This window comes from Streptococcus oralis (genome assembly GCF_019929365.1).
Lineage (GTDB): Bacteria > Bacillota > Bacilli > Lactobacillales > Streptococcaceae > Streptococcus > Streptococcus oralis_BT.
Genome location: NZ_JAHZPH010000002.1, coordinates 218,145 through 241,195, shown reverse-complemented (window position 1 = coordinate 241,195; position 23,051 = coordinate 218,145). Strand labels below are relative to the sequence as shown.

Annotated in this window: 19 protein-coding genes and 2 tRNA genes; 4 read left to right on the top strand and 17 right to left on the bottom strand. The window is 38.3% G+C overall.

Features of this window, described 5'->3' with window-relative positions; translation table 11 throughout:
- Positions 1–14: 14 nt before the first annotated feature.
- The 7 genes from K1I53_RS04750 to K1I53_RS04720 form a co-directional block, all read right to left on the bottom strand.
- On the bottom strand, positions 15–332 hold the full coding sequence (locus K1I53_RS04750; RefSeq protein WP_223328587.1) for a hypothetical protein: 318 nt from the start codon (positions 330–332) through the stop codon (positions 15–17).
- A 188-nt stretch (positions 333–520) separates the two neighbouring features.
- A tRNA-Thr gene (locus K1I53_RS04745) sits at positions 521–593 on the bottom strand.
- Positions 594–693: 100 nt separating this feature from the next.
- On the bottom strand, positions 694–1,479 hold the full coding sequence (locus K1I53_RS04740; protein ID WP_223328586.1) for an ABC transporter permease: 786 nt from the start codon (positions 1,477–1,479) through the stop codon (positions 694–696).
- A 1-nt stretch (position 1,480) separates the two neighbouring features.
- Positions 1,481–2,299, bottom strand: coding sequence for an ABC transporter permease (locus K1I53_RS04735; RefSeq protein ID WP_223328585.1), 819 nt, complete (start codon positions 2,297–2,299; stop codon positions 1,481–1,483).
- 1 nt (position 2,300) lies between these two features.
- The gene (locus K1I53_RS04730; RefSeq protein WP_223328584.1) at positions 2,301–3,293 is read right to left on the bottom strand and encodes an ABC transporter ATP-binding protein; all 993 of its coding nucleotides are present in this window, start codon (positions 3,291–3,293) and stop codon (positions 2,301–2,303) included.
- Between the two features lie 555 nt (positions 3,294–3,848).
- Complete coding sequence (locus tag K1I53_RS04725) at positions 3,849–5,366, bottom strand: restriction endonuclease subunit S (RefSeq protein ID WP_138099912.1); 1,518 nt, start codon at positions 5,364–5,366, stop codon at positions 3,849–3,851.
- A 1-nt stretch (position 5,367) separates the two neighbouring features.
- Entirely contained in the window at positions 5,368–7,512 is a 2,145-nt protein-coding gene (locus tag K1I53_RS04720) for an HsdM family class I SAM-dependent methyltransferase (RefSeq protein ID WP_223328583.1), read from the bottom strand.
- Between the two features lie 284 nt (positions 7,513–7,796).
- Here K1I53_RS04720 and K1I53_RS04710 point away from each other — a divergent pair, with 284 nt between their 5' ends.
- The gene (locus K1I53_RS04710) at positions 7,797–8,138 is read left to right on the top strand and encodes a tyrosine-type recombinase/integrase (RefSeq protein WP_223328582.1); all 342 of its coding nucleotides are present in this window, start codon (positions 7,797–7,799) and stop codon (positions 8,136–8,138) included.
- Positions 8,139–8,221: 83 nt separating this feature from the next.
- Here K1I53_RS04710 and K1I53_RS04705 read toward each other — a convergent pair whose 3' ends face one another.
- The 10 genes from K1I53_RS04705 to K1I53_RS04660 all read right to left on the bottom strand — a co-directional run bounded on the left by K1I53_RS04705 (position 8,222) and on the right by K1I53_RS04660 (position 18,494).
- Positions 8,222–9,103, bottom strand: coding sequence for a class II fructose-bisphosphate aldolase (locus K1I53_RS04705; RefSeq protein ID WP_125378845.1), 882 nt, complete (start codon positions 9,101–9,103; stop codon positions 8,222–8,224).
- A gap of 138 nt (positions 9,104–9,241) precedes the next feature.
- Positions 9,242–10,570 (bottom strand): sensor histidine kinase VncS, encoded by a 1,329-nt coding sequence (vncS, locus tag K1I53_RS04700; RefSeq protein ID WP_223328581.1) that lies wholly within the window; start codon positions 10,568–10,570, stop codon positions 9,242–9,244.
- Positions 10,567–11,223: a response regulator transcription factor VncR gene (gene vncR / locus K1I53_RS04695; RefSeq protein ID WP_223328580.1), complete on the bottom strand. Its 657-nt coding sequence runs from the start codon at positions 11,221–11,223 to the stop codon at positions 10,567–10,569. Before vncR ends, vncS begins: the two co-directional genes overlap by 4 nt.
- A 142-nt stretch (positions 11,224–11,365) precedes the next feature.
- Complete coding sequence (vex3, locus tag K1I53_RS04690; RefSeq protein ID WP_000902987.1) at positions 11,366–12,745, bottom strand: ABC transporter permease subunit Vex3; 1,380 nt, start codon at positions 12,743–12,745, stop codon at positions 11,366–11,368.
- 50 nt (positions 12,746–12,795) lie between these two features.
- Positions 12,796–13,443, bottom strand: a complete 648-nt coding sequence (gene vex2, locus K1I53_RS04685; RefSeq protein ID WP_000173735.1) for an ABC transporter ATP-binding subunit Vex2 — start codon at positions 13,441–13,443, stop codon at positions 12,796–12,798.
- Positions 13,444–13,561: 118 nt separating this feature from the next.
- Entirely contained in the window at positions 13,562–14,839 is a 1,278-nt protein-coding gene (locus tag K1I53_RS04680; RefSeq protein ID WP_223328579.1) for an ABC transporter permease, read from the bottom strand.
- A 267-nt stretch (positions 14,840–15,106) separates the two neighbouring features.
- A tRNA-Leu gene (locus K1I53_RS04675) sits at positions 15,107–15,192 on the bottom strand.
- 80 nt (positions 15,193–15,272) lie between these two features.
- Positions 15,273–15,848 (bottom strand): cysteine hydrolase family protein, encoded by a 576-nt coding sequence (locus K1I53_RS04670; RefSeq protein WP_223328578.1) that lies wholly within the window; start codon positions 15,846–15,848, stop codon positions 15,273–15,275.
- Entirely contained in the window at positions 15,848–16,636 is a 789-nt protein-coding gene (gene codY / locus K1I53_RS04665; protein ID WP_004246012.1) for a GTP-sensing pleiotropic transcriptional regulator CodY, read from the bottom strand. Before codY ends, K1I53_RS04670 begins: the two co-directional genes overlap by 1 nt.
- A 280-nt stretch (positions 16,637–16,916) precedes the next feature.
- Positions 16,917–18,494 carry a DEAD/DEAH box helicase gene (locus K1I53_RS04660; protein ID WP_038804912.1) on the bottom strand — a complete coding sequence of 526 codons (1,578 nt, stop codon included), beginning with the start codon at positions 18,492–18,494 and terminating at the stop codon, positions 16,917–16,919.
- Positions 18,495–18,841: 347 nt separating this feature from the next.
- On the opposite strand from K1I53_RS04660, the gene K1I53_RS04655 reads away from it, so the two are divergent.
- From K1I53_RS04655 to K1I53_RS04645, 3 genes are all read left to right on the top strand, one after another.
- Positions 18,842–20,158: an FAD-containing oxidoreductase gene (locus K1I53_RS04655; RefSeq protein WP_084946343.1), complete on the top strand. Its 1,317-nt coding sequence runs from the start codon at positions 18,842–18,844 to the stop codon at positions 20,156–20,158.
- Between the two features lie 164 nt (positions 20,159–20,322).
- Positions 20,323–21,528, top strand: a complete 1,206-nt coding sequence (locus tag K1I53_RS04650; RefSeq protein WP_223328577.1) for a hypothetical protein — start codon at positions 20,323–20,325, stop codon at positions 21,526–21,528.
- A 588-nt stretch (positions 21,529–22,116) separates the two neighbouring features.
- On the top strand, positions 22,117–22,872 hold the full coding sequence (locus K1I53_RS04645) for a hypothetical protein (RefSeq protein WP_223328576.1): 756 nt from the start codon (positions 22,117–22,119) through the stop codon (positions 22,870–22,872).
- Positions 22,873–23,051 lie beyond the last annotated feature (179 nt).

Here is a 23,051-nt window from a genome sequence, read left to right as displayed (position 1 = left end):
ATCTCGAGACTTTTCTATTTGTCTTCTTTTTTATCTTTATCAGGAAAGAGGTAGTCGAGTCCTACACAAGCTAGCACACCGGCACCAATTACCAAACCACTTGAAATTGGCAAAAGATCCAAAATAGCATTTGCAATGATAAAGGCAATGATTAGGCACACAAGACTAGCCTTATAGTCTTTTTTCAAAAGATTTTCTAGAGTGAAATAGAGGAACAATCCTACCGGGATGAGTGACCAGAGGTTGACATCCAAACTTGGCCATCCAACAGAACCGAAATACAATACTGTCGCTGCTGCTACTAAAAATACGATCCCCAATAATTTTTTCATTTTTTGTCTCCAATTTCTTTTTTAGGAACTTGAGTTGTCTGACATTAACGCTCACGTCCCTTACGAAAATCATTATAGCAGAGGATTTTTTCAGGAACAAGCCCTTTTGCCTATCTGGTCTGTATCTCAGTCTAAGTGGTTGAATATCCCTGACAAAAGAAAAGAAGCCCTAATGGACTTCTTCATTCTGCCGATTGCAGGGATCGAACCTGTGACCTACGCGTTACGAGTGCGTTGCTCTACCAACTGAGCTAAATCGGCGACTACCCTTTTAGTATAGCACTCTGAAAATAGATGTCAAGAAATTTTCATCACCATTAGAAAAAGCCCGTCCTGAGACAAGGCTTTGAGTCTCTTCAACTTAAGAACCAGCACTTTCGTAGGCGTCTAATCCTCTATCCCAGAGCTTCAAAGAAATGACAAAGAAAACAAGAGAAATCAAAATCAAACCTCCAATGTTAAAAATCACATCTTTGTCCTGCAAGAAATAGCTGGCAGGATAGTAGGCCGTAAAAGCAAAAGGCACGATAAAGCTAATCAACCAACGAAGAAGAGAATTGTAAATGGAAATCGGATACTTGGCAAAGTCATTAAACATATAGAAAATGTAAATCATGGCGCCTGACTGCTTGGTCCAAAAGGCGATACTGGCAGTCGCGATTTTCAAAGAAGTATAAATCAAGGTCGCAAAAGGAATACAAACTAGGAAAAGCAGGAATTTGGGAAGAGTCCAAGCAATACTTGATACTGTTGTCGCTAGTAAAATTCCACCAACCAAAAGTTCACCCAAGGCATCAATCTGAAAGGTCTCGACTAGGATGTGGAAGAGAGGGTTGATAGGCCGAGTCAGATACTTGTCAAATTCTCCCTTTCGCACCAAGCGCTGCCCTAGTGCCCAGAGATTGTCAAAAAAGAGATGATCCAGTCCCTTGGGAATTAGGGAAAATCCATAAATAAAAGCTATCTCTTGAAAGGTCCAGCCTTCTAGCGAGGGGATGTGTTGAAAGATGACATTGAGAAACAAGAGGTTCAAGCCTTGAGTCAGAAAAACTCCAAGAACACCAACCACAAAATCAACCTTGTATTCCATGATTTGCTTGATGTATTGTCTGATAAAAATCAGATGCATACGCTGATATTTTTTCATACTAACCTCCTTGAATGGTGATAAATGACTGAACTCGTTTCCAAATCAACTGAGACAAGCCCACCATCACTAAGAGCCAGAAAAACTGTAGCAAGATAGCTTGAAGAATCTGACTAGCATCGTATTTCCCAACGATAATCATGACCGGAGTATAAATCAAGGATGAAAAAGGCAAGAAGGACAGAATGTCTGAAACGATTTTAGGAAAGAAAGCCAAGGGAATCAAACTTCCAGACATAAAGGCCACTATGGAAGTCTTGAGTAGATTGGAACCCCAAAGATTTTTAAATACAAAGGCTGAAAATCCAAAGCAGATATTAAAGAAAAAGTTGATCAGGTAGGCTAGGGTTAAGCTAAAGAGATAAAGGATGGTTAATCCCAGTACTTCTATAACCCCTTGCCCAGATAAGATTTTCATCAAAACAATGACACTTAAAAATGGAAGGCCAACGCTGATAAAAATCAACCACTTGGAACCAAGTTCTGTGAAAAGGTAAGAAGCCGCAAAATGAACTGGTCTCAACAAACGCATGATAATGGAACCATCCTTGACCTCCTCCCCAATCATAAAAGAGCTATCTGACCTGGTCAAAAGGTTAGTCACAAAACTCATGATGATGTAGAGGGTGATATCCGCCATACTGAAGCCCTGAATCAAGGACTCTTGCGAGGAATCAAAGACTGCCTTCCAGAGATAAAAGGCTACAAAAGCCCCCATGACATCGCCGATCCGATAGAGAATAAAGTTGACTCGATAGGTGATCAATTCCTGAACACCTGCATTGATAAAGGGGTTATAACGTCTCCATAATTTGACCATCTTAGAGCTCCTTTCGGTAGAAGCGACGGATAATATCCTCAATATCCGTATCCACCATCTTCAAATCACGGATTTCAAAATCAGACAGGGTTTGCTTGATAATATCAGCCGACTGGTAGCGGGAACTATCGAATTCAATATTGAGGCTGTTTCCTTGTCTATCAATGGTCATGTCAGGTAAGCCTTCATAGTGAGAAACGAGATGACTTTGACCTGGTAGCAGTTCAAAGGAGAGAGTCTTCATCTTGCCAAAAGTTTCCTTGAGCTGGCTAACCGTCCCATCAAAAATCTCCTGCCCCTTGTCAATCATAAAAATCCGATCACAAAGTTGCTCAATATCGCTCAGGTCGTGAGTGGTCAAGAGAATGGTTGTTTCTTCCGCTTGGTTAATCTGAGTGATAGCCCGTCGAATATTATCCTTGACGGAAACATCCAAACCAATGGTCGGCTCATCTAAAAAGAGAACCTTGGGATTGTGGAGCAAGGAAGCCGCAATATCCGCCCGCATCCGCTGACCAAGTGAAAGAGTCCGCACAGGGTCTTTGATAAATTCCTTCAAGTCCAAGACTTCATTCAAAAAGTCCATGCGCTTATGAAAGAGCGAGTCTGGTACATCGTAGATCTCTTTCAAGACCGTGTAGGTCTCTTGCAAAGCCAAATCCCACCATAGCTGGGTTCGTTGTCCGAAGACTACTCCAATATCCTTGACATAATCTTGGCGATTGTCCTGAGGAATCTTGCCATTGATCCGACAATAGCCCGATGTCGGCTTTAAAATCCCTGTCAGCATTTTAATGGTGGTCGACTTCCCAGCACCATTGGCTCCGATGAAGCCTAAAATTTGTCCTTTTGGAACCTCAAAGGTTAAATCCTTGACCGCTTCAAAGGTCTGCTTTTCAGGATGAATAAAGGAGCGCAACGCTCCCTTCAAACCAGGTTCCTTGACTGTCTTCACAAAATTTTTCTGAAGATGTTCCACTTCTATCATTGCCATATCTCATGCCATCCTTTTCTTCGATTAATATTTCAAGCTATTTTTCCTATCCAAACTAATACTCAATGAAAATCAAAGTGCAAATTAGTAAACTAGCCACAGGTTGCTCAAAGCACAGCTTTGAGGTTGTAGATTGAACTGACGAAGTCAGTAACATATATAAGGCAAGGAGAAGCTGACGTGATTTGAATTTGATTTTCGAAGAGTATAAGAAAAATAAAATTTCATCTCCTTACTATACTACCACTTTTACCTCTAAAGGAACATAGACATTTAAATCAAATTAAAGAAAAAGTCCATTTTTAATTGTTAATAAGGTTATCTACATTCTGATTTAAAATTTATTTTATTTTTCGTACTATATTCAGTTTAAACTCTATCTCTTTGTAAAACTTAGTTTGAAACGGTTTCATTTCAAATGATTTTAAAATTGGTTATATCAACATACAAAGGTTCTATATCACTTTTATTTCAAATCATTGAATGAGTCTGATTAAAATTAAATAAATGAGACAGTTGCTGATACGATAGAATAAATCTTATATCTCTTCGTAATTAAATTGTTTTCAAAAAATCAAATGTTAATTGAGGATCATTATCTTGAACAATTGCGTCAATAACCTCATCTATTTTATTCTTTATCAACTTCATTGATTTATCTAGCTCATAAATACCAGCTTTAGAATTAAATTCTTCATCTATTTGGTAAAATGTAGCCATATCAAATTCTTTGTTATAATGAGCTTCAGGATTATGGTACAAGTTACTTACTGTATCCTGTACTATTTCGCTAAGATTTGGGAAATAGATCTCATCCCAGTATTTTTGAGCTAAACTACCTCCATTACCACCTACAGCAAATAAATCAATTACTCCTTTACTTCTTAGAAAATCGAGAAAACATTTTATAAATATCGCTTGTTTTAGGTTTTGTTCTCTCTTCTTTCTGATAGTAATACCATGGATATTTGTAATTACCTTTTCTTTTTCATCGATTATTACTATTGACCTTCCCTTTTCAAACCCTTCTGCACCAAAAATCAACTCCCCCTTTTTAAGTATTTTTAGCTTATTTGAATTTCCCAGATATTCCACTTTATTTACTGTCCCATATTTTGATAAAAACTTAGGTAACATCAATTCATAAAAATTCGATCTATATCTCTTTGAGTAGATACTTCTTCCTATATTCGATATTTGTAAATTTTGTCCTCTTGATAACTCATACCCTAATTCTTTAAGAGTTGAGTAGCCATATTTATAATTTTTAATTTTAAAGTTTATTTCCTTAAAATAAGATCCATATAAATTAGTGTCTAACCTATTTTTCTTTTTTAATTCACTAATAGTTGGTTGGCTGAAGGTAAATACTTCGTCCTTTTGATTGCTAGCAATTTCATTCTCTATACTATGCAAAATCTTCTCATGTTTTATTTTTATAAGCTTTTCTTTTTTAATAACAGACTTAACAAGCGTTTCTATATAATCAATAATTTTTTCTCTATTTTTCTTTGGAAATATAATGGAACATTCTAAAAACAAGGTTTTAGCATGCCTAATAGTGGCACCTTTGGGAACAAGTAAATCTAACTGTTCTCTAAAAGCGGAATGTTTAATAAATGCAAAAATATAGTATTTATCTTTCTCAATAGGAAGTTTATACATAGCACTTGATATCATCATTTTGGGGTAATCATCATCTAAAATAGTAATCTCACCTATATTACTATCTTTTGATAAAATTAAATCTCCCTTTTTTAAATTCATTTCTTTAAAACTCGACGGTTTAATCCTTAATAGAGACTCTTTGTTAAAATCTGGTAAATAGTTAAAATCTTGAAGAGCTTTCGTTCTTAAAAAAGTGTATGGAGATTGATCTACATAGTTGTCTGATCCAACATCACTACCTTTAAATTCATTACTTAAAGAACATGATAATAACTCCTTAAGAAAAATACCATTTGTATTTTTAAAATTAACTTTTTCGTATAGTGATGACGAAAGGATAAAGTCGTCTTTATTGATATCAGAGAATTTTATAAACTCAGGAGTAATCGTATATCTTTTCTGCATTTTACTTTTCCTTTACGAAAATATCTTGTAGATTTTTTTCTTGGCTTAAACACCATTCTTTAAACTCTAAAATTGTTGATGTGAAATCTTCATCTATAATTGCATTACCTTCATTATCAATTTCCACCTCAAATGTTTCAGGATTTATTTTATAAGTTTGTGAAAAACGCTTTACTCTATTGGAAGTAACAACCTCATACCCAACTTTTTTTATCGGTTTAAAAAACACCTGATAATCTTGATTTTTCAATTGTTCTAATCTATCTTCTGTCGGCTTATAAGCTACAATAATTGTTGTATTCACTCCTGTTTCAGCAAATACATTCGCTGGTAAATCAAAAATTGCTACGATTCTCATCTTTTTCATAAGCCACTCTCTAGCTAACCTATGTGTATCAATACTTGCAATCGAATTTGAGAGTACAATACCCATCCTGCCTTGTTCGGCTAATATTCTGTAGGCATTTTCTAAAAATAGAACACCTAAATCAATTTTTGAAGTTGCTTTTTTCTTTCCTTTATTGTCTGTACTGTATAAATTCCACATTTCATAACATTCTAACATTTCCACTTCTTTTTTATCAGTTGGTTTAAAAGCTCTGTTATCACCAAATGGAGGATTAGTCAAAACAACATCAAACTTCTTTAATTTTGTATTATCTGGGCGGTCATCCCAATTTCCATCCTTATTCATTGAAGGAACTAGATCTATAATATTTCCTGAAACATCAAACTTTGATAATAGAGATCCATTCCCAGATTTTGCGACAATTTTAGCATTGCCATCTCCATTTAACAACATATTCAGTGTTGCTAACATTACCATTTGCTCATCAATATCCATTCCAAAAATATTATTATCATCAAGCTTACTATTAGAATTTACATAAGACACTGATAGAAAGTCTGCAATACCCACAGTGGGATCAATCACTGACTCATCTTTTCTAGGATTCACTATTTTTACTAAAAAATCAATGAGTGGTAGCGGTGTAACAAATTGTGCATTCTGCTCCTTTGCAAATGGAGCAGCAAACTGATAAAAGACTAATTGGTATAGGTCCGTTTTATGAGATTTAATAAAGGTATAATTTTGAAATTGACGTACAATTTCTATCAAAACTTTTATATGGGACTCTTCCTTAAAATCTATAGCGTTATCTTTAAGAATCCTATAGTATTGTCCTTCTGCTTTTTCCTTTAAAGAAGAAATTCTTTTAATAAAATTTTGAATACCAGAATCAGATAGAGACTTATAATCTGCCTCACTTGTGGTTACATAAAAGTCCAAGAATTCTTTGGAATTCTTCTCATTTGCCTTTTCATCAAATATTTTTAGAGTTAAGATTTGTATTAATATTTCAAACCCTTTCTGATTTACCAATCCCACTCTATCCATCATTTTTAAAATACTACTCATCGAATTATTTATTTGAATTGATTGGATACCCGAGATTACTTCTAAATCTTTGATTTTTTGTCTAGTTATATCAATTTTTTTACTATGCCCTTTTGATATCAAAGTATTAAAATCAGGAAGGTTGACATATGGATCCGGCACAAGTAAAGATAACTCTGAAGTTTTACTTGCTAATCCTTTAACATTATATTCATCACTATATCTTACAAATGATTTTCCTTCTTTCTTAAATAAAAAAAGTCTTTCTGTATCATAAAGAACACCAAAACAAGGATCTTTTCTGCTTTCATTCATGTAAGATTTAAGTTGTTTATCCCAAACTTCAGCTACATTTTTTGCATCCTCTTTTTTAAATTCTAAAGCAACTAATAAATGCTGTTTAAGCCATTCTAGACTATCTAAATCGTTATTCTGCCAATATTTCTGATAATGACCAAACCATTCAATATCATCAAAGATAGCTGCATCTAATTTGATAGGTGCTGAGTCTTTGTTGCCTTTTGGAAACTGAACTTCAGTCCCGATAAAATCTCTTGCATACATTCCTGAATTAACAATGGAATATAAAAACTGCCACTTATAATACTGTTCATTACTACTTCCATTTTTTTTTCTCAATTCAACAACTTTATTATATTTTAAATGTTCTGGCAAGAATGCTACAAAAGTTTCTGATGTTCCATATTTTTTATCAAATTCTTCTTTATATTTTCCAAATAAACTCATTTTTTGTACCTCATAACATTTCAATTAATACTATTATACATTATTTTCCGAATTAACTTCTAAATAACTAAACAAATTTCCTGTGGAATCCATTTTTCTACTTATTAAGAGTTAAGAGAAAATAATGGTTCCGTCCATCTTTTGCATTCTCCTTATTTAGTCTGAATCGGACTGACTGATTGGGCAAATAAGAACAAATCAATCATTTTAAACCTTCCAGTCCGCCAGTAGAATGACCTCCAATTAGTTTACTTCTCGCAATCCTTCTTGATACTGACTCACTCTTGAAAAGCATTCATAAACCAGATTACAACAAGAAGCCTCTGAATTATAGTGTTCTAAATAATTTCTTAAACTCATCTGAAAATGGAAAGTTAAATAAAAACGGTAAACCAAGACGAGTAGGAATTGATATTGATAATAAAATAAGTTTCAATAAGCATATTTCAACTCACATTTTTCGTCACACACATATCAGCTTTTCAGCTGAGCAAGGAATCCCACTCGGAGCAATTCAAGATTGTGTTGGACATACACGAGGAAGTCGTAGCACCGATATCTATTTGCACGTTACGCAAAAAACAAAAGATCTAATCCTTCCCGTATTAGATTCGTTAACAAAATAAGTGTGGCAAATTTGTGACAAAACAAAGAAAAAAGGGTTATCCAAATCGGATAAACCCTGTTATATCAAGCTTTTACAAGCTTATTAAGCTTTACCTTCTGAACCGAATACGTCGATACGTTCTTCAACTGATGCTTGGATAGCTTTTACACCGTCAGCCAAGAATTTACGTGGGTCGAAGAGTTTTTTCTTGTCGTATTCTGCTTCGTTAGCTTCGTAGTCACGAGCAAATTTACGAGTTGCGTTAGCGAATGCGATTTGGCATTCAGTGTTAACGTTAACTTTCGCAACACCAAGTTTGATAGCTGCTTGGATTTGGTCATCAGGGATACCTGAACCACCATGCAATACGATTGGGAAGCCTGGTACAGCTTCAGTCAATTTTTGCAAGTGGTCAAGGTGAAGACCTTTCCAGTTTGCAGGGTATGGACCGTGGATGTTACCGATACCAGCTGCCAAGAAGTCGATACCAGTTGCAACCATTGCTTTAGCATCTTCGATTGGAGCCAATTCACCATCACCGATGATTCCGTCTTCTTCACCACCGATAGTACCAACTTCAGCTTCTACTGACACACCATTTGCGTGAGCAAATTCTACAACTTTACGAGCTTTTTCAAGGTTTTCTTCAACTGGAAGGTGTGAACCGTCAAACATAACTGAAGTATAACCAACTCGGATACATTCAAGTGCATCTTCGTAGTGACCGTGGTCAAGGTGGATAGCTACTGGTACAGTGATACCCATTGACTCAACAAGGTTAGCGATCAAGTTGCGAGCAACTTTGTAACCACCCATGTATTTAGCAGCACCCATTGAAGTTTGGATCAAAACTGGAGCTTTTTTAGCTTCTGCTGCGCGCAAGATAGCTTGAGTCCACTCAAGGTTGTTTGTGTTAAATCCACCAACTGCATAACCGTTGTCACGAGCTGCTTGGACAAATTTTTCTGCTGAAACGATTGCCATTTGTCAGGCCTCCTATATATTTTTTGGGACATCCCATTTACATTGTTCATTTTATCACTTTTTGACAAAAAAAGCTAGTTTTTCCCATACTTTAGATTGAATTTCTTATAGCTCAATCTATGCAAGCCCTTTCTTCTCTTAGTCTTGGGCTATTTTAGGATAAGACATGAAGAAGGTCAAACGATCATCTTGCATCTCAAAATGATAAGGTAATTTCTCGTGTTCTAATAGACTCTTGACCACAAAGAGTCCCATTCCTGAACCCTTGGCCTTGCGACTAGCATTGCCAGAAAAAGACTGGGCCAATTTTTCTTGTTCTTCAGGACTACAGCTATTCTCGATAAAGAGTTCCCCTTCTCTCTCCCCGATGCGGACCAAGCCGCCTGGAGTGGAGTGCTTGATAGCATTACTGATGAGATTCGATAGGATTAGTTTCATCACAGATGGGTTTATGTAAGCTTGCTGATGGTTCAAACGATTATCTATCTGAAGTTCTCTCTCCTTGGCGAGCAAAGCATAATCCTTAACCAGACTTTGCGTCATCTGAAGGAGGTCAACCCCTTCTTTCTCCTCTCGAATTTCCTGCACAGAAGAGAGAGAAAGTATCTGGAGAACGTGGTGACTGAGGTCATCCACAATCCCCAAGGCAACTCCCAGATAGTGGTCTCTATCCTTGTAACGACCGATATTTTCTTTCATATTTTCGATTAGGATTTTCAAACTAGCCAGAGGTGTTTTCAGTTCATGAGAGGCTCCTCGTAGGAATTCGACCTTCATCTTCTCCAGCTGGAGAATGGCTTCATTCTTCTCATGCAAGTCCGCAATGACAGTCAAAAGGTGCTGGTAGAGGCTATTGATCTGTTCCTTAAGATCACCTATCTCATCCTTAGAATCCACACGCAACCGTACTTGAGCATCCAGGTCCATCATCCGACGGGTCACTCGCTTGATTTCCAAAATCGGGGCAACAATAGTCCGAGCATAGATGTAGGCTACCAAGAGGGAAATCAAAAACGATGCCAGCAAGGTATAGGGAAGAAATTGGAGACTAATCTGCTCTGCTTCCTTTTGCAAGTCCATCGAAGCTAGAAATTGAAGAGTCATAGTGCTACCATCTTGCGTTTTCACCTCACGCTCCTCGATAAAGAGGGAAGTAGTTTGACGGTCCGTGTCCAAAGGAAGGTTGTCCTTAACTTCTAACTTGTCCTCAGTCATCTCTCCCTTGACGGCCCCCTTGATATCACTAGTCTGGGAATACAAGTCTAATACTTGCTCGATACTTTGCCTATCCTTTCCTTCTAGGGAATGGGAAATGGCTGTCGCTTTCTGACCAATGGTTTCCTGACGATGGCTCAGATAAGTCGAGGGAAAAAGAAAATAAATAGCTAAATGAAGACAAATAACCAGAACACTAAAAATCGAGAAGGTATAGATAAATATCTTTGTAAATAAACCTGTTCGTTTCATTTTCGCTCCAATTTATAGCCAACATTGCGCACAGTGAGGATACAATCCAAGTCTAGCTTTTTCCGCAGTTCCTTGATATAAACATCAATGACACGGTCAAAGGGAACCTCATCTGTCGCCTTCCAGACAGCATCGATAATCTGAGAACGAGTCAAGGCCCGTCCTTCATTTTTCACCAGATAGTCCAGAATTTCCAACTCTTTAGCATTGATAGCAACTTCTTGACCTGCTAGGCTTGCACTATAGCTCTCAAAATCCACCTTGGTATCCTTATAGGAGAAGACTCGTCCTGTATCGTAGTAGCGCTTGAAAATTGCATCCACCCTTACTTTTAAAAGGGAGAGGGAGAAGGGTTTTTCAAGATAGCCATCTGCTAGAGAGGCAAAGGCACTCATCTTGTATTCCTCATCCTGAAAGGCGGTCAACATCAAGACAGGAACCTGACTTGTCTTACGAATCTCTGTCAGAACTTCTAAACCATTTAGTTTGGGCATCTGGATATCTAGTAGCACTAGAGCAACTTCATAGCTGGAAAATTTTTCCAGAGCTTCTTGACCGTCCGCAGCCTCAATAGTTTCATAACCACAATCGGTCAAATAGTCACTGATCCCCTCACGGATCATCTCTTCATCTTCTACAATTAAAATTTTCATAGAAAAAACGTTTCACATTCTTTTAAATTTCTTGTAAATCTTCTCTGTTTCATCCCGATAGGAAGAGTCCTTATCAAGATAAAATAGATAAAAATGCTACCTATATTATACCCCATTTAGGGAAGAATAGGTAGCAAGTTTTTTATTCGCTATCGAGCAAGAGCTCTTTTGGTTGTTTTCTGAGGAGATTGCTTGAAGCAAGCGCCATAACGAGAACCACTAGAACCAAGGCAAGGACAAAGACGATGATAAAGTCTGATGTCTGAATGGAAATGTCTAGGCTCGACAAGGTCTTGCTAAAGCCGTCTACTTCTGCACCACCACCAAGATTAGAGGCTTGAGCAGCCTTGCTGGCTTGCTTGGCAACACCTGAAGTGACATTGGCAAGAACAGTATTTCCGATGGCACGAGCTGTGTAGTTGGCTAGGAAGTAAGCAGAAACGAGAGCAGGGATGGCAATCAGGATAGATTCGGTGATGAATTGTCCCAAGATACTTGCCTGCTTGAGACCGATAGAAAGGAGAATTCCTACTTCCTTGCGACGGGCGTTGATCCAAAGACTAAGTAAGAGCGCAAGTAGAAGAACTGAGAAGCTCAAGCTGCCCCAGAAGAGGAGGTTGGCCATCTTGTACATACCAGAAATGGATTGCTCAAGAGCTGGGTAGTTAGATGAGCTCTTAACGAGTGTATAGCTCTTCCAGTTGATACCGCTGATACCATTCAACTCTTTCATGACATCATCCAAGTTCTTATCCGCTGTTACAAAGAAGGTGGCATCCCCATAAATAGCTGTGTCTTCTGTGTATCCATAAAGTTTTGCAGCAGTGTGAATGTCTGTGATAGCTGTGTTTTCATAGAGTTCTTGTGAGTAGGTTACTGCTGACTTATTGTGACCATCAAAGAGTCCCTTGATTGTCACTTCAACTGTTTCCTTGGCACCTTTTTCATTGTCTGCATCATAGATATTAGAATCTAGTTTAACCTTATCTCCAACTTTCCAGCCGTGTTTAGCTGCCAAGTCCTTATGCATGAGGATCTTGTCTTTGTCGTCGTTGGTTAAGTGCTCACCTTCAACCAGCTTATAAGAACCAGAGACAAACTTATCTTCTTTCGAGGAGTCATTGACACCTGTAATCATCAAACTGCTTCCAAACCGTTTAGCACGGTCTGCAGTGAGATTTTTCTTGGTTTCTGGCGTTTCAATCAAGTCGTATCCAGTCAAATCTCCGATAGCGTTGATGCGTTTAACATAAGACTCGATGGCCTTATTTTCAGTGATTTTTTTGATATCCTCACCCTTGATATTCCCAGCACCACGGGGCGTTCCTTGATTGACGCGGCGATTGATTTGCATGGAGAAACTATTGGTGATATTTTTGAAAGTCTCCTGAGAAGCCTTGGCAGTAGCCCCTTTGATTGACAAGCCGACCAAACTCAAGCTCGCCATGAGGAGAATAATCAGGAAGATAACAATCGATTTGAAAAACTTCCTTGTAACATAGGCAAATGCGTTGTGTAACATAGGTTCCCTTTCTAGATTTGATTTAATAATTCTATCAAAACAAGCTCATATTATTTTGTAGTATTGCGAGTTTCAGTCAGTTTCTTATCCTTCAATTCAAGTGTAATATCTGACGCTTGTGCCACTTCTTTACTGTGGGTAACGACAATCACACATTTACCTGTTTTCTCTGCAAGTGATTTGAGCAGTTCGATAATATCTCCAGCAGTTTTAGGGTCCAGATTTCCTGTTGGCTCATCAGCTAGAATAACTGGAGCTTCTGAGACTAAACTGCGAGCGATGGCTACACGTTGCTGTTGACCACCTGATAACTGGAGAACGTTCCGCTTGATCTGACTTTCATCCAAACCAAGCTCAAGAAGTGTATCCTTGCTTGCTTTTTTGTTGACCAAGCGGATATTTTCCAGCGGAGAAAGGTAATCAATCAAATTATAATTTTGAAAGACCAGGGAAATATGGTGCATGCGATGGTAAGAATATCCCTTGTTCCGAATGTCCTCTCCTTGGAAAAGGATAGAACCTTCAACAGGACTATCTAGACCAGCCAGTAGGGACAAGAGAGTGGATTTTCCTGCTCCTGACTCACCAATGATACTATAAAATTTTCCGGGTTCAAAATTATACTTGATCTGATATAAAACTGCCTCAGCAGTGTTCTTATAACGGTAGGTAACATCTTGCAATTGTAATAAAGTCATGATTTCTCCTTCTTATACTCAATGAAAATCAAAGATTAAACTAGGAAGCTAGCCGCAGGCTGTACTTGAGTACAGCAAGGCGAAGCCGACACGGTTTAAATTTGATTTTCGAAGAGTATTAACTAATAGATGATAAAATTTCTTTCGGCGATTTTCTAAATAGAAATACGAAACAAAGGGCTACAGACAAGCAACCAATCAGGAGCAGAAAGACATAGGATTCTGCAAAGGATAGGAGACTAGTTGATAGACCGCTTGCTTTGGCTAGTGTGTCTTGTAAGGTTGCCTGATCTCCACTGGCTAGTACAGTTTGGAGCAGATAGGATGTGATGGCGTTTCCTGCAATAAAGGATGGAAGCAAAGCTCCAAGAGATACCAAAACTACCTCTAAACAGAACTGTAGGAAGATCGAGCCCTTGCCTTTTCCAAGTGCGAGTAAAATCCCCACTTCGTAGACCCTTTCTCTCAACCAGAGAGACAAGACCAAAATTAAGGCTCCTGCTCCAGCTATCAACATCCCATAAAGGAAGATGGTGAGGAAGGTTTGGAAGGTTGCAACTGAGTCTTTGATTTGTTCAAAGGCCTTGTTTTCCTTCTCTACTTGGTAACCTTGATTTTCCAAGGCCAAGTTTTCCATCTGCTTCATGAGCCCATCCATTTCCTTAGGATTTTCTACATAGAAGCGTGCTGCACTGACTTGAGGTTCACTATTTTCCAAAAGGGTTTGGCTACTTTCATAGTCTGTAAAGACCTGGTTTTCACTGAAGTCAGAAGACAAGCCTGTGAATTTTTCTTGTTTTTTACCAGAAAAGATTCCGACAATCTCAAACTCAACTGTTTGCCCTTTTCCAGCTTCTGACTGACCAGCGTCCAAGCGAATCTTGTCATGAAGCGAAAGACCGTTCTTCTTAGCCAACTCTTCGTGGATGAGGATTTTCTCGGAGTCCCCTTTTTGAAGGTGTCGCCCTTCTTTTAGATTGAAAGCCGAACTGGTAAAGGTGACATCCTTGGATGAATCCTCGAGAGCCGTTAAGCTAACCAAGTTCTTGTCCGCAGCTGACAAATCATCGCGTTCTACGCTCTGCTCACCACTCACCGCTTCCTTGTCTTTCAGTTTTGCGACCGTTTCGAGTTCAGGAGAGACATTTTCCAGTCCCTTAATCTTGCTCACGGATGCTAGGTCTGACAACTTGAAGGTCTGTCCATTTTCTATCTTTTTGATAGAAAAAGAAGCATTGAGTGATTTGTAAAGATTGCTTTCTACTGTTTTGTTGGACTTCATCAGAGTCAAACAGGCTGAAATTCCGGCCAATAGGACCAATAAAATCAGAAATAAAATAAAACTTCTCAGTCGTTTTCTGCTGACATAAGCCCAAGCTCTTTGGATTGGATTCATTTGTCACCTCCATATTTGTAAGATTATTATAAAATCCAAATATGAAATGTTTATGAAATCGAAAATATTTTTTGATTTATTTTTTGAAAAAATGAAGAAAGCTAGCAACTGCTAACTTTCTTCATATTAGAACACGTTTTACCAATCAAAAACCTACTCCATGCCATAAATGATAGTTCTTGATGCCAAGCTCTTCCGATAGTTGAACTGTAGCTCTAGCCGTCTTTGGAAAACAAAAAGAGCTAGCCAAAGCTAACTCTTACCCTATGCGGAGAGAGGGACTTGAACCCTCACGACCTAAAGCGGTCACAGGATCCTTAGTCCTGCGCGTCTGCCAATTCCGCCATCCCCGCGTCGATTACTTTACTAGTATATCAACTTTCAAAATCTTTGTCAACACTTTTTTCAGATTTTTTTCATTTTTCCAAGGGAATCATTCTTTAATTTCATCAAGATTTTCATCCAACAATTTGACTCTCAGAGCGTTCTTAAAATGACCAAGAGCAAACTGATGATTTTCTGGCCAGATAGAAGCAACCGCAGGCTTGACAACCTCGATTTGATAACCTAAATTATAAGCATCAATAGCCGTATGGAGAACACAAATATCTGTCAAAACACCAGTTAAGATGACTGTATCAACTCGACGTTCTCGCAAGCGGATATCTAGGTCCGTTCCTGAAAATGCTGAATAGTGACGCTTGTCCATCCAAAAGACACGACTATCCGCCTCATGCTCAGTATAAAAGTCAGCTAGGGGGCCATAAAGGTTGCGACCACTAGTTCCAATGATGTTGTGAGGTGGGAAAAGTTTACTCTCAGGATGAAAATCATCCCCTTCCTCATGAGCATCAATGGTGAAGAAAACATAGTCTCCACGATTAAAAGCCAGTCTGGTCACCTGAGCAATCGCCTCTGATATGGCTTGAGCAGGCGCTCCAGCAGTTAACTTTCCATGGTCTGCTACAAAATCCTCTGTATAGTCAATTGAGATTAAAGCCTTTGTCATTAGTAGTCCCTCTTTTTCACTTCCTCAAAGATATCTGAAATCAATACCTTGAGATATGTTCCCTTCATTCCTAGTGAACGGCTTTCAATAATTCCTGCCGACTCTAGCTTACGGAGAGCATTGACGATCACTGAGCGCGTGATACCGATACGGTCTGCAATGACAGATGCAGTCAATTGTCCTTCATTTCCATTTAGCTCAGATAAAATAGCTGAAACAGCACGAAGTTCTGAGTAGGAAAGGGTATTAACTGCCATGGTGACAGCCGTACGACGACGGATATTTTTCTCATCTTCTTCACGTTGGAAGTTCAAGAGTTGAATCCCCACAACCGTGCTCGCAATCTCAACAAGAATCAAATCCTCATCTTCAAATTTCTTATCATTGCGCCAAATGATCAAGGAACCTAGGCGAATCCCTGATACATGAATGGGAGCAATGGTTGTCAAACCATCTGGAAAATCCGCACGGCTCTCTACAGGAAAAATGGTCAAATCATGTTCAACAGGAAGATTGGCTTCTGTATCATAGATCATGTTTGCCCCTTGTACATAGTCATCTGGGAACGTCTTGGTTTGGAAAAACTGTTCTACACGGTCTGTATTAGTTTTATAGCGCATAAAGTAGCCCAAAAGACGGCCCTTGCTATTGACAATGCAGGCATTGCAATCAATAATGTCTGCTAGTTGACGTGTAATGGCATTGTATGGAAGTTCATCCTGCATTTGCTCTTCTGAGCGTTTTAAAATTGATGTAATTTTTCTTGTTTTTTCTAATAAATGTGCCATTTTTTACCTCGCATATAATCGCTTCCATTATAACATAGAAAAGTCTTTATTTCAATAATTATCTGAAAATTGCTTATTGAATTGCAATTTTTAAAAGCAAAAATATTTTATAAAAATAGCAATTTTTTATTGACATTCTGTTTCGATTTTTATATAATAATATTATAAGAAGATGGATTAAAGTTCCCCTTCCCATCTCACCTTTCCTTTACTTTTATACATCTTCTTTTACTATCGGTCTCCTTATATAAAAAAGCGATTCATTTTGAACCGCTTTTTCTTATTTATCGCCCTTGTTACGAATAACAAAGCCTGTTTTCTTTTCACTTGAAGTGTTGCGAGGTTTTTTATTGTCTTTATTACGGTAACGTTTGTCTTTATCAAAACGGTCGTTTCCACGACTACCTTTCTTGAACTCATCACGACGACCATTGCCACGGCGATCACGGTCTCGACGGTCGTCTCCACGACGGCCTCCTCGACCTCCCTTACCTTTACCACCAAAGCCATTACCTGACGGTTTAAATGGCAGTGGTTTTTCACGCGCAATCTCCACTTCAGGAAGGCTGTCTGGATCTTGGACTGTCAGACTCAAGATATACATAGCCAATTCTTCTGGACTAAATTCTGCTGCTAACTTACGAGCATCTTTAGCAAATTTCTCAAAGTTCCCACGAATAGTTTCATCCGCAAAATCTCGTTCGATTTTCTTGAGCGCTACTTGTTTCTTAGCTTGGAAGGCTTCTTCTGCTGTCGCTGGTTTCAAGCCTTTCATGCGTTTCTTAGTCAAGTTTTCGATGATTTGAAGGTAGCCCATTTCATTTGGTGCTACGAAAGTAATAGACTGACCTGACTTACCAGCACGACCTGTACGACCGATACGGTGAACATAACTTTCAGGATCTTGTGGAATATCGTAGTTGTAGACATGGGTCACACCTGAGATATCCAAACCACGCGCTGCCACGTCTGTTGCAACTAGAACATCAAGATTGCCATTTTTAAAATCACGAAGGACACGAAGACGTTTGTTTTGGTCTAAGTCGCCATGAATTCCTTCAACACGGAAGCCACGGATTTTAAGACCACGAGTCAATTCATCTACACGGCGTTTAGTACGACCAAATACAATAGCAAGTTCTGGTTGTTCCACATCCATAAGACGCGTCATGGTATCAAATTTCTCTTGTTCCTTGACACGGATATAGTATTGGTCAACCAGCTCTGTTGTCAATTCCTTGGCAGCAATCTTCACATGCTCAGGGTCTTTCATAAATTGAACACCAATACGTTTGATAGCATCTGGCATGGTTGCTGAAAAGAGCAAAGTTTGACGATTCTCAGGGACACGGGAAATGATGGCTTCGATGTCTTCAAGGAAGCCCATGTTGAGCATTTCATCCGCTTCGTCAAGGATAAGAGTTTCAATATCTTGTAATTTCAAGGCCTTGCGTTTAATCAAATCCAAGAGACGGCCTGGTGTTCCTACCACGATGTGAGCACCAGATTTAAGAGCTTTGATTTGTTTTTCAATGCTGGAACCACCGTAAACTGAGCGAACTTTCACTCCTTTGCTACGGCCAAAGCGGAAGAGTTCTTCTTGACTTTGGACAGCGAGTTCACGAGTTGGAGCGATGACCAAGGCTTGGATGGTCGCTTCTTCTGTCCGGATTTTTTCAAGAGTTGGCAAGCCAAAGGCTGCGGTTTTCCCTGTACCAGTCTGGGCTTGACCGATAACGTCTTTTCCTTCGAGAGCCAAGGGAATCGTCTGTTCTTGGATGGGACTGGCTTCTACAAATCCAGCTTTTTCAATCTCTGCTAGCAAATCAGCAGACAAGTTAAATTCATTAAATTTCACGTTTTTCTTCTTTCTAAAGATGGTGCGAAGCCATCCTATAGCGCGTAGTATATACTTTTCTTTTCATGACGTATCTTCTACAAAAATGAGATACCGTGTTGCTTCTTTTCCACGAAAGAAAAGTACTAGTTCTTTGCAACCTATCTAGTATAACACAAGAGAGAAGCAAAAGATAGTAGAATCCTTTAGGAAAATCATGTAAACGATTTTCTAACAGTAAAGTGGCCTGAAACTTGTTTATCAAAGGATTTGAAGGGAGCATTTCAAGCTCACTTCATTTCCCGTAGCAGATTTGTGCAAAAAGTGTTTTCTTATGCTAGAATGAAAATCGAATAGGAGGACTATAAATGTTAACATATGATTTAATCGTTATTGGATTTGGTAAAGCTGGGAAAACACTAGCTGGTAAATTAGCTTCAGCTGGCAAAAAAGTTGCTCTCGTTGAACGTAGCAAAGCTATGTACGGTGGAACTTGTATCAACATTGGATGTATCCCAACTAAGACTTTGCTAGTCGCTGCCGAGAAAGATTTGTCTTTTGAAGAAGTCATTTCTACCAAAAATACAATCACTAGTCGCCTCAATGGTAAAAACTATGCTACTGTTGCTGGTACAGGTGTGGATATCTTTGATGCGGAAGCTCACTTCCTTTCAAATAAAGTCATCGAAATCCAAGCTGGTGATGAAAAACAAGAATTGACTGCTGAAACTATTGTCATCAACACTGGTGCTGTTTCAAACATCTTGCCAATTCCAGGACTTGCTACAAGCAAAAACGTCTTTGACTCAACAGGTATCCAAAACTTGGACAAATTGCCTGAAAAACTTGGAGTCCTTGGTGGCGGAAACATCGGTCTTGAATTTGCTGGACTTTACAACAAACTCGGCAGCAAAGTTACAGTTCTAGATGCCTTGGATACTTTCCTTCCTCGTGCAGAACCTTCCATCGCAGCTCTTGCTAAACAATACATGGAAGAAGACGGTATTGAATTGCTTCAAAATATCCGTACTACTGAAATCAAAAACGACGGTGACCAAGTCCTCGTCGTAACTGAAAACGAAACGTACCGTTTCGACGCCCTTCTCTACGCAACTGGACGTAAGCCAAACGTAGAACCACTTCAACTAGAAAATACAGATATCCAACTAACTGAACGTGGTGCTATTAAAGTAGACAAACATTGTCAAACAAACGTTCCTGGTGTCTTTGCAGTCGGAGACGTCAACGGTGGACCTCAATTTACTTACATTTCACTTGATGACTTCCGCGTTGTCTACAGCTACCTTGCTGGAGATAGCAGCTACACACTTGAAGACCGTCTCAATGTACCAAACACTATGTTCATCACACCTGCACTTTCTCAAGTTGGCTTGACTGAAAGCCAAGCAGCTGATTTGAAACTTCCATATGCTGTCAAGGAAATCCCTGTTGCAGCAATGCCTCGTGGTCACGTAAACGGAGACCTTCGTGGAGCTTTCAAAGCTGTTGTCAACACTGAAACAAAAGAAATTCTCGGTGCAACTATCTTCTCAGAAGGTTCTCAAGAAATCATCAACATCATCACTGTTGCGATGGACAACAAGATTCCTTATACTTACTTCACAAAACAAATCTTCACTCACCCAACCTTGGCTGAGAACTTGAATGACTTGTTTGCGATTTAAAGTTTCAGATATTCTCCATAAGACAAGCATCCATTTTGGTGTTTGTCTTTTTCTATCCAGTCTATAGTTCCCTTGCAAGATTATTTGTGCTTTTAGCTGTAAAAGCTTATAATATAGGTGTAGGATGTTGTCTTCATTTTCTGTTCAAAGAGGAGGCTAATCAAATGGGAAAGCAAGTTAAATCACAAAAACACACTTCTTTTTCCTTCCTATCCAAAGAAAAAAGTACGGCTGTGAAAACACTGGTTTTCTGTGTCAGTATAGTCTTCATTTTTCTCCTACTTTGTTGGATGCTTTTTCGCTTGATTTCACCTCAAAAACAGCGATTCACAGTCAATCAGACTGCTGATTTTTACCTTGTTAATTCAAAATCCATTCAAAGTTATCAGTTACAAAACGATCAGTTTCAGCTCACGAAGACTGAGGACGTTTCTATTGCAGAAGATGTCAATTTCTGGTTTCCTCAGGGACGGTTTGACAATCGCTATCTCGTCTTTTCATCTGGAAATACCAGAGGGAAAGCATCCACTCAGAACATCGTATCCCTTGACTTTCAGACAGGGGACATCCGGAAAACTTCAACTCCCTTCTATGCTTATTCGGGAGCTGGAGTATCAGACAAGTTCTTCTACACAGGCCAAACTACAACTGAGGATGGGATGCTCAGTATGTTTGACATCTCAGGAAAGCTGATTACTCAGAAAACATTCTCCGAGTCCACTTCCTTTCCAATCCAGTTTCACGGAAGAAGGAATCACCTCTACCTCGGCCTGGGATTTCATGATGAGTCTCGCCAACGACCCGCTTTAGTGTTTGATGGATATTTAGTAGAATTAGACGAAAATGACCAACTAAAAGAATTGTCTCGCACACCTCTGACAAGCGAAGGCAAGATCGTTGAAATGTTGACGTCTTCTGAATTAATCGGTGACAATTATTACAGTAGCGTTGCTTATACTCGAAATACAGAAACTTTCTCCAAAGATCCAGACAATCGCATACTTGTCATAAACTTGTCTAGTAAGGAAAAGCACTTCATCAAGCTACCAGAGGACAACCCAAATCTTCTTTATGAAACACCGAAAGAAGACCGATTGATTGTAAAACATGAGGCGGATGGAAATGATCGCTGTGCCTTATCTATTGTCAATCTCTCTGATGAATCTAGCTATCTGATTAATGTCAGAAAAGATTTGCCTGACTCTACAGAAGAGATAATACACATCGATACAAGTTTGACAAATAAGATATTGGTCGTAACCAATCAACATTTGTTATTGTATTCTTTAGAAAATGGTCAACTTCTAACTAAAACAAAATTGGAACTGAAGCAAAACGACTTCCCAATCGCAACTTGGTTTCAGAACTAATCACTCACAGCCCTCATCGGGCTGTTTTTGTTTCTGCGAAATCTCAAATCTATCTTTTCCCTCTTTTATGATATAATATCCAAACTTTACTTAGCAGTCCTAATTATATATTGAGTCTCAGGTCACTCTTTCAAATATCAGCAATACATATGACTTTGAATAACTCGCTTCAGCTCATCGTTTTATGGGTAATTTAAAAAGTATATTTTTCAATGATTGTTTCATGCCTAATTAGTAAATTATCCACTCTTTGCGCGGGTCGTATTTGTATTCTCATCGTTTGTGGAAAGGTTTTACCGTTTGCAAATTGATGATTAAGTCGATATATTTTTTCTTCTTAAATATTTTCCAAATTATTTAATCTTTTTAAAGATAAGAATCACTTTCTAATCAATCAAAGGATACTTCAAATTTCTTCATTCTTGATAATATGAGCAATACCCTGCAAAATGTTTAAACTTTATCATTGTAAAAAATATCGAAAGAAATTCCATATTACATTAGTATATATTTGGTATGGGATGAAATTGACTTTCGAAAACATTAACTATATAATGTCTGTAAACAAGAAATAATGAGGTAACGATTATGAATAAAACAGAATTACTGTTACAAAGACTAGATGATATTGGTCAGTCTCTAAAAGATTCTAGACAAGCACTAGCTTTGCTGGCACTTGGTTCTTGCGGAGTAGAAAGAGACCGATTGGATCAATACTCAGATTTGGATTTTTTTGTTATTGTAAAAGATGGCTACAAGCAGGCCTATATACAGGATCTAACTTGGTTAAGTAATCTAGAACCAATTGCATTTCACTACCAAAATACAGTGGACGGACATAAAGTTCTATTTAAAGATGATGTTTTTTGTGAATTTGCTGTCTTTGAAGCTCATGAACTAGTAAACATTCCCTTCGCTGAAGGCAAGATTATCTGGAAGGAGGTCGGTTTTGATGGAACAATCTGCCAGCCACAAAGATTGCCATCAAAAGAAAATAGAGACCGTGAATGGCTGTTGGGAGAAATTTTATGCAATCTATATATAGGACTAGGTCGCTATCAACGAGGCGAAAAATTGGCTGCTTATGATTTCATCCAAAACAGATCTGTCAAGCTCTGGACTGAACTAATCAATTTGGAAAAAACTTCTAAATCTAATTTTATAGATATTTTTAACAGCAACAGACGATTTGAAAAAGGTTATCCAAATGAAGCCAAACAATTACCCTACTTTTTGCAAGGTTACGAACGAATTTCTGAATCTGCTCAGGCACTACTAGAATATCTTGATAAACACTATCCTCTTAACGCATTTATAAAAGAAAAAATTCGTAATTTATTATAAAAGAGACTTTCCAAAAAATAATCTAAATCCCAAAAGTTAGGTATCTTTGTCAGCTATAGTAGATTAATGAAATTTTAAAACCTGTAGAGGATAATCGATGTCCTCTCCTTTCTTATGTTCAGAGTGAGAAAGATTTATTTCTTAAAGTTGCCAAAGTTATCAAATTCAAAGATATTGTA

Excerpts from the sequence above, each read along its gene's own strand:
- K1I53_RS04680 (WP_223328579.1), bottom strand. The coding sequence starts at position 14,839 with ATGAATCCAATCCAAAGAGCTTGGGCTTATGTCAGCAGAAAACGACTG.
- K1I53_RS04670 (WP_223328578.1), bottom strand. The coding sequence starts at position 15,848 with ATGACAAAGGCTTTAATCTCAATTGACTATACAGAGGATTTTGTAGCA.
- K1I53_RS04725 (WP_138099912.1), bottom strand. The coding sequence starts at position 5,366 with ATGCAGAAAAGATATACGATTACTCCTGAGTTTATAAAATTCTCTGAT.
- vex2 (WP_000173735.1), bottom strand. The coding sequence starts at position 13,443 with ATGACTTTATTACAATTGCAAGATGTTACCTACCGTTATAAGAACACT.
- K1I53_RS04730 (WP_223328584.1), bottom strand. The coding sequence starts at position 3,293 with ATGGCAATGATAGAAGTGGAACATCTTCAGAAAAATTTTGTGAAGACA.
- K1I53_RS04750 (WP_223328587.1), bottom strand. The coding sequence starts at position 332 with ATGAAAAAATTATTGGGGATCGTATTTTTAGTAGCAGCAGCGACAGTA.
- vncS (WP_223328581.1), bottom strand. The coding sequence starts at position 10,570 with ATGAAACGAACAGGTTTATTTACAAAGATATTTATCTATACCTTCTCG.
- K1I53_RS04650 (WP_223328577.1), top strand. The coding sequence starts at position 20,323 with ATGGGAAAGCAAGTTAAATCACAAAAACACACTTCTTTTTCCTTCCTA.
- vex3 (WP_000902987.1), bottom strand. The coding sequence starts at position 12,745 with ATGTTACACAACGCATTTGCCTATGTTACAAGGAAGTTTTTCAAATCG.
- K1I53_RS04740 (WP_223328586.1), bottom strand. The coding sequence starts at position 1,479 with ATGAAAAAATATCAGCGTATGCATCTGATTTTTATCAGACAATACATC.
- K1I53_RS04720 (WP_223328583.1), bottom strand. The coding sequence starts at position 7,512 with ATGAGTTTATTTGGAAAATATAAAGAAGAATTTGATAAAAAATATGGA.
- codY (WP_004246012.1), bottom strand. The coding sequence starts at position 16,636 with ATGGCACATTTATTAGAAAAAACAAGAAAAATTACATCAATTTTAAAA.
- K1I53_RS04655 (WP_084946343.1), top strand. The coding sequence starts at position 18,842 with ATGTTAACATATGATTTAATCGTTATTGGATTTGGTAAAGCTGGGAAA.
- K1I53_RS04705 (WP_125378845.1), bottom strand. The coding sequence starts at position 9,103 with ATGGCAATCGTTTCAGCAGAAAAATTTGTCCAAGCAGCTCGTGACAAC.
- K1I53_RS04735 (WP_223328585.1), bottom strand. The coding sequence starts at position 2,299 with ATGGTCAAATTATGGAGACGTTATAACCCCTTTATCAATGCAGGTGTT.
- K1I53_RS04645 (WP_223328576.1), top strand. The coding sequence starts at position 22,117 with ATGAATAAAACAGAATTACTGTTACAAAGACTAGATGATATTGGTCAG.
- vncR (WP_223328580.1), bottom strand. The coding sequence starts at position 11,223 with ATGAAAATTTTAATTGTAGAAGATGAAGAGATGATCCGTGAGGGGATC.